This is a genomic window from Streptomyces morookaense (assembly GCF_013030945.1).
In the GTDB taxonomy this organism is placed as follows: domain Bacteria; phylum Actinomycetota; class Actinomycetes; order Streptomycetales; family Streptomycetaceae; genus Streptomyces; species Streptomyces morookaensis.
The window spans coordinates 1-5333 of sequence record NZ_JABBXF010000064.1; the positions used below are offsets into that span (position 1 = coordinate 1).

General features: G+C 71.4%; 4 protein-coding genes. All 4 read left to right on the forward strand.

What is annotated here, in order from left to right; translation table 11 throughout:
- Positions 1-403: LuxR C-terminal-related transcriptional regulator (locus tag HG542_RS24625; RefSeq protein WP_171085021.1), on the forward strand; the 403-nt coding region annotated here is incomplete at its 5' end.
- Positions 404-524: 121 nt separating this feature from the next.
- A complete protein-coding gene (locus HG542_RS24630; RefSeq protein ID WP_171085023.1) occupies positions 525-2459 on the forward strand; it encodes an acyl-CoA dehydrogenase family protein in 1935 nt (644 codons plus the stop codon).
- Positions 2460-2541: 82 nt separating this feature from the next.
- Positions 2542-3822 (forward strand): 1-deoxy-D-xylulose-5-phosphate reductoisomerase, encoded by a 1281-nt coding sequence (gene dxr, locus HG542_RS24635; RefSeq protein WP_171085024.1) that lies wholly within the window; start codon positions 2542-2544, stop codon positions 3820-3822.
- The gene (locus HG542_RS24640; RefSeq protein WP_171085027.1) at positions 3819-5120 is read left to right on the forward strand and encodes a M50 family metallopeptidase; all 1302 of its coding nucleotides are present in this window, start codon (positions 3819-3821) and stop codon (positions 5118-5120) included. The genes dxr and HG542_RS24640 overlap by 4 nt, the downstream gene beginning before the upstream one ends.
- Positions 5121-5333: the final 213 nt, after the last annotated feature.

The following is a 5333-nucleotide window of genomic DNA, read 5'->3' on the forward strand; positions in this document are numbered from 1 at the left end:
CTACGCCGCCCTGCGGGCCGGAGCCGCCGGATTCCTCCTCAAGGACGCCGGCCCGCAACGCCTGCTCGCCGCCGTCACGGCCGTCGCGGGCGGCGACACCCTCTTCGCCCCGACCGTCACCCGCCGTCTGATCGAGGCCTTCGCCCGCAGACAGCCGCCCGGAACCGGCCCCGGACGGCCCGCCGGCGCCCTGGAGGTGCTCACCGGCCGGGAACGCGAGGTCCTGCGGCTGACCGGACGCGGCCTGTCCAACGCCGGCATCGCCGACGAGCTCGTCATCAGCGAGGCCACCGTCAAGACCCACCTCAACCGGGCCATGGCCAAACTGGGCCTGTGCAGCCGCGCCCAGGCCGTCGTCGCCGCCTACGAGAGCGGCCTCGTCGTCCCCGGCTCGCCCGGCTGACCCGGGGGCCGGAACCTTGCGCGGGGGCTGGTAGAGGGCGTGCGGATCGGGTAGGTACATACGGACGAGTAGCACCGGTCGGTAGTCGACCGGGACAACCGACTCAGCGGTGAGGTGCCAGATGACCGCACCATCCGTACGACCGGTATCCGAGCGAGAGGCGCGCCAGGTCGCCGAGGCGGCCCGGGAGCAGGGCTGGAAGAAGCCCAGTTTCGCCAAGGAGCTCTTCCTCGGCCGGTTCCGGCTCGATCTCATCCACCCGCACCCCATGCCCCTGCCCGAGGACGTGCGCCGCGGCGAGGAGTTCCTCGCCGAGCTGCGCGACTTCTGCGAGAACCGCATCGACGGCGCCCGCATCGAGCGCGAGGCGCAGATCCCCGACGAGACGGTCGCCGGGCTGAAGGAGCTCGGCGCCTTCGGCATGAAGATCGACACCAAGTACGGCGGCCTCGGCCTCACCCAGGTCTACTACAACAAGGCCCTCGCCCTCGTGGGTTCGGCCAGCCCCGTCGTCGGCGCGCTGCTCTCCGCGCACCAGTCCATCGGTGTGCCCCAGCCGGTCAAGCTCTTCGGCACCCAGGAGCAGAAGGACGCCTTCCTGCCCCGCTGCGCCCGCACCGACATCTCGGCCTTCCTGCTCACCGAGCCCGACGTCGGCTCCGACCCGGCCCGGCTGGCCACCGCCGCCGTGCCCGACGGCGACGACTACGTCCTCGACGGCGTCAAGCTGTGGACCACCAACGGCGTCGTGGCCGACCTGCTCGTCGTCATGGCCAGGGTCCCGAAGAGCGAGGGCCACAAGGGCGGCATCACCGCCTTCGTCGTCGAGACGGCGGCCGAGGGCGTCACCGTCGAGCGGCGCAACGCCTTCATGGGCCTGCGCGGCATCGAGAACGGCGTCACCCGTTTCCACCAGGTCAGGGTCCCCGCCGCGCACCGCATCGGCCCCGAGGGCGCCGGCCTGAAGATCGCGCTGACCACGCTCAACACCGGCCGCCTGTCCATCCCAGCGATGTGCGTCTCCGGCGGCAAGTGGGCGCTGAAGATCGCCCGTGAGTGGTCGCTGGCCCGCGAGCAGTGGGGCAAGTCCATCGCCAAGCACGAGGCCGTCGGCGCGAAGATCTCCTTCATCGCCGCGACGACCTTCGCCCTGGAGGCCGTCCTCGAACTGTCGGGCCAGATGGCCGACGAGGACCGCAACGACATCCGCATCGAGGCCGCCCTCGCCAAGCTCTACGCCAGCGAGATGGCCTGGCTGATGACGGACGAGCTGGTCCAGATCCGCGGCGGCCGCGGCTACGAGACCGCCGCCTCCCTGGCCGCCCGGGGCGAACGCGCCGTCCCCGCCGAGCAGATGCTGCGCGACGCGCGCATCAACCGGATCTTCGAGGGCTCGACCGAGATCATGCACCTGCTCATCGCCCGCGAGGCCGTCGACACCCACCTGTCGGTCGCCGGCGACCTCATCGACCCCGACAAGTCCCTCGGCGACAAGGCGAAGGCGGGCGCCAAGGCCGGGGGCTTCTACGCCCGCTGGCTGCCCAAGCTGGTCGCCGGGCCGGGCCAACTGCCGCGCACGTACGCCGAGTTCCACCCGGCGGGCCACCGCGACCTCTCCGGCCACCTGCGCTACGTCGAGCGCTCCGCGCGCAAGCTCGCCCGCTCCACGTTCTACGGGATGTCGCGCTGGCAGGGCCGGATGGAGACCAAGCAGGGCTTCCTCGGCCGCATCGTCGACATCGGCGCCGAGCTGTTCGCCATGAGCGCGGCCTGCGTGCGCGCCGAGCACCTGCGCTCCCGCGGGGAGCACGGGCCCGAGGCGTACCAGCTGGCCGACGCCTTCTGCCGGCAGGCCAGGGTCCGGGTGGAGGAGCTCTTCCACCGCCTCTGGGTCAACACGGACGAGCTCGACCGGAAGGTCGTCGACGGGGTGCTGGCGGGCTCGTACGAGTGGCTCGAGGGCGGCATCGTCGACCCCAGCGGCGAGGGCCCGTGGATCGCCGATGCCACCCCCGGCCCGTCGAAGGCGGAGAACGTCCACCGGCCCATCCGCTGAACCCCGCCTTCCGCGCGGACGATCGCCGTACCGCCGGGACGCCCCTGTCGGGCGCCGTCGGCGGTACGGCCACAATGGAGGGATGACGGACTCTCTCGCTGACCCGCACCTGCGCTATTCCGCCCCCGCCGACGCCGTCGGCGGCCCGCGCGAGATCGTGATCCTCGGCTCGACCGGTTCGATCGGCACCCAGGCCATCGACCTGGTCCTGCGCAACCCCGGGCGCTTCACGGTCACCGCCCTGTCCGCGGCCGGCGGCCGGGTGGAGCTGCTCGCCGAGCAGGCGCACCGGCTGCGCGTGCGCACGGTCGCGGTGGCGCAGGCCGACAAGGCCGGCGAGCTGCGCGAGGCGCTGGCCGCGCGGTACGGCGGCGAGCCGCTGCCGGAGATCCTGGCCGGGCCCGACGCGGCCACCGAGCTGGCCGCCGGCGAGTGCCACACCGTCCTCAACGGCATCACCGGCTCCATCGGCCTCGCCCCCACCCTCGCCGCCCTGGAGGCGGGACGCACCCTGGCGCTGGCCAACAAGGAGTCGCTGATCGTCGGCGGCCCGCTGGTCAAGGCCGTCGCCAAACCGGGGCAGATCATCCCGGTGGACTCCGAGCACGCCGCGCTCTTCCAGGCCCTGCTCGGCGGCACCCGCGCCGAGGTCCGCAAGCTGGTCGTCACGGCCTCCGGCGGCCCCTTCCGCGGCCGGACGAAGGCGGAGCTGGCCTCGGTCACCCCGCAGGACGCCCTGGCCCACCCCACCTGGTCCATGGGTCCGGTGATCACGATCAACTCCGCGACCCTGGTCAACAAGGGTCTGGAGGTCATCGAGGCCCATCTGCTCTACGACATCCCCTTCGAGCGCATCGAGGTTGTCGTCCACCCGCAGTCCTATGTCCACTCGATGGTGGAATTCACGGACGGTTCCACCCTGGCCCAGGCGACCCCGCCGGACATGCGCGGCCCCATCGCCATCGGCCTCGGCTGGCCCGAGCGGGTGCCCGACGCGGCACCGGCCTTCGACTGGTCGAAGGCCTCCACGTGGGAGTTCTTCCCGCTCGACACCGAGGCCTTCCCCTCCGTGGGCCTGGCCCGGCACGTCGGTGCGCTCGGGGGCACCGCGCCCGCCGTGTTCAACGCGGCCAACGAGGAGTGCGTGGACGCGTTCCTCAGCGGACACCTGCCGTTCAATGGGATCGTGGACACCGTCGCGGAAGTGGTGGCGGAACACGGCACTCCGGCCGCGGGAACCCGCCTGACGGTCCCGGACGTCCTGCAGGCGGAGGCCTGGGCCCGCGCCCGGGCCCGGGAACTGGCAGCACGTACGGCCCCCGCGGCACGTACGGCGACGGCGAGCTCGGAGGCTCCTGCATGACGGCACTGATGACGGTCCTCGGCATAGTCGTCTTCGTGGTGGGCCTGCTCTTCTCCATCGCCTGGCACGAGCTGGGCCACCTCTCCACCGCGAAGATGTTCGGCATCCGGGTGCCGCAGTACATGGTGGGCTTCGGGCCGACGATCTTCTCGCGGAAGAAGGGCGAGACCGAGTACGGCATCAAGGCCGTGCCGCTCGGCGGCTACATCCGCATGATCGGCATGTTCCCGCCCGGGGAGGACGGGCGGATCAGCGCCCGTTCCACCTCCCCGTGGCGCGGCATGATCGAGGACGCCCGCTCGGCGGCCTTCGAGGAGCTGCAGCCCGGCGACGAGTCGCGGCTGTTCTACACGCGCAAGCCCTGGAAGCGCGTCATCGTGATGTTCGCCGGGCCCTTCATGAACCTGGTCCTGGCCGTCGCGATCTTCCTCGGCGTGATGATGTCGTTCGGCGTCAACACCCAGACCACCACGGTCTCCACCGTCTCCGACTGCGTCGTCTCGGCCAACGCCAAGACCGACAAGTGCCCGGCCGGGGCCAAGGACTCCCCGGCCAAGGCCGCGGGCCTGCAGCCGCGCGACAAGATCGTGGCCTTCGACGGACACAAGATCGACGACTGGGCCACGCTCCAGAAGGACATCCGCAGGACCACCGGCCCCGCGACGATCACCGTCGAGCGGGACGGACAGCGCAGGACGCTCAGCGCGGACCTGATCTCCAACCAGGTCCAGAAGTACGACAGCAAGGGCGCCCCGGTCCAGGGTCAGTACGTCACGGCGGGCTTCCTCGGCTTCACGCCCGCCAGCGGCGTCGTCCAGCAGTCCTTCGGACAGTCGGTCAACCGGATGGGTGACATGGTCCAGTCCGGCGTGGAGTCCCTGGTGGCCCTGCCCGGCAAGATCCCCGACCTGTGGAACGCGGCCTTCGACGGCGCCGAGCGCAAGCCCGACTCCCCGATGGGCGTGGTCGGTGCCGCACGGGTCGGCGGCGAGGTCTTCAACCTGGACATCCCGCCGTCGCAGCAGATCGCGACCATGCTGTTCCTGGTCGCCGGCTTCAATCTCTCGCTGTTCCTGTTCAACATGCTGCCCCTGCTGCCGCTGGACGGTGGGCACATCGCGGGAGCGCTGTGGGAGTCCCTGCGCCGCGGCCTGGCGAAGGTCTTCCGCCGCCCCGACCCGGGCCCGTTCGACGTCGCCCGGCTGATGCCGGTCGCGTACGTGGTCGCCGGGATCTTCGTCTGCTTCACACTGCTCGTGCTGATCGCGGACGTGGTCAATCCGGTCCGGCTCACCTGACGCCGGACCCCGCGCGACGGTCCGCCCGGAGGGCAACTGTCCGGGCAGCGGATGTGCCCCGGGCGGATCGCGTGCCGTAACCTCGAAGCCCGAGGCCGGAGCACGCCGATCTCGGGACCTTGAATTCAGACCTTGGGGTTGCTCGCCAGATGACTGCGATTTCGCTGGGAATGCCGTCCGTACCGACCAAGCTGGCCGACCGTCGTGTCAGCC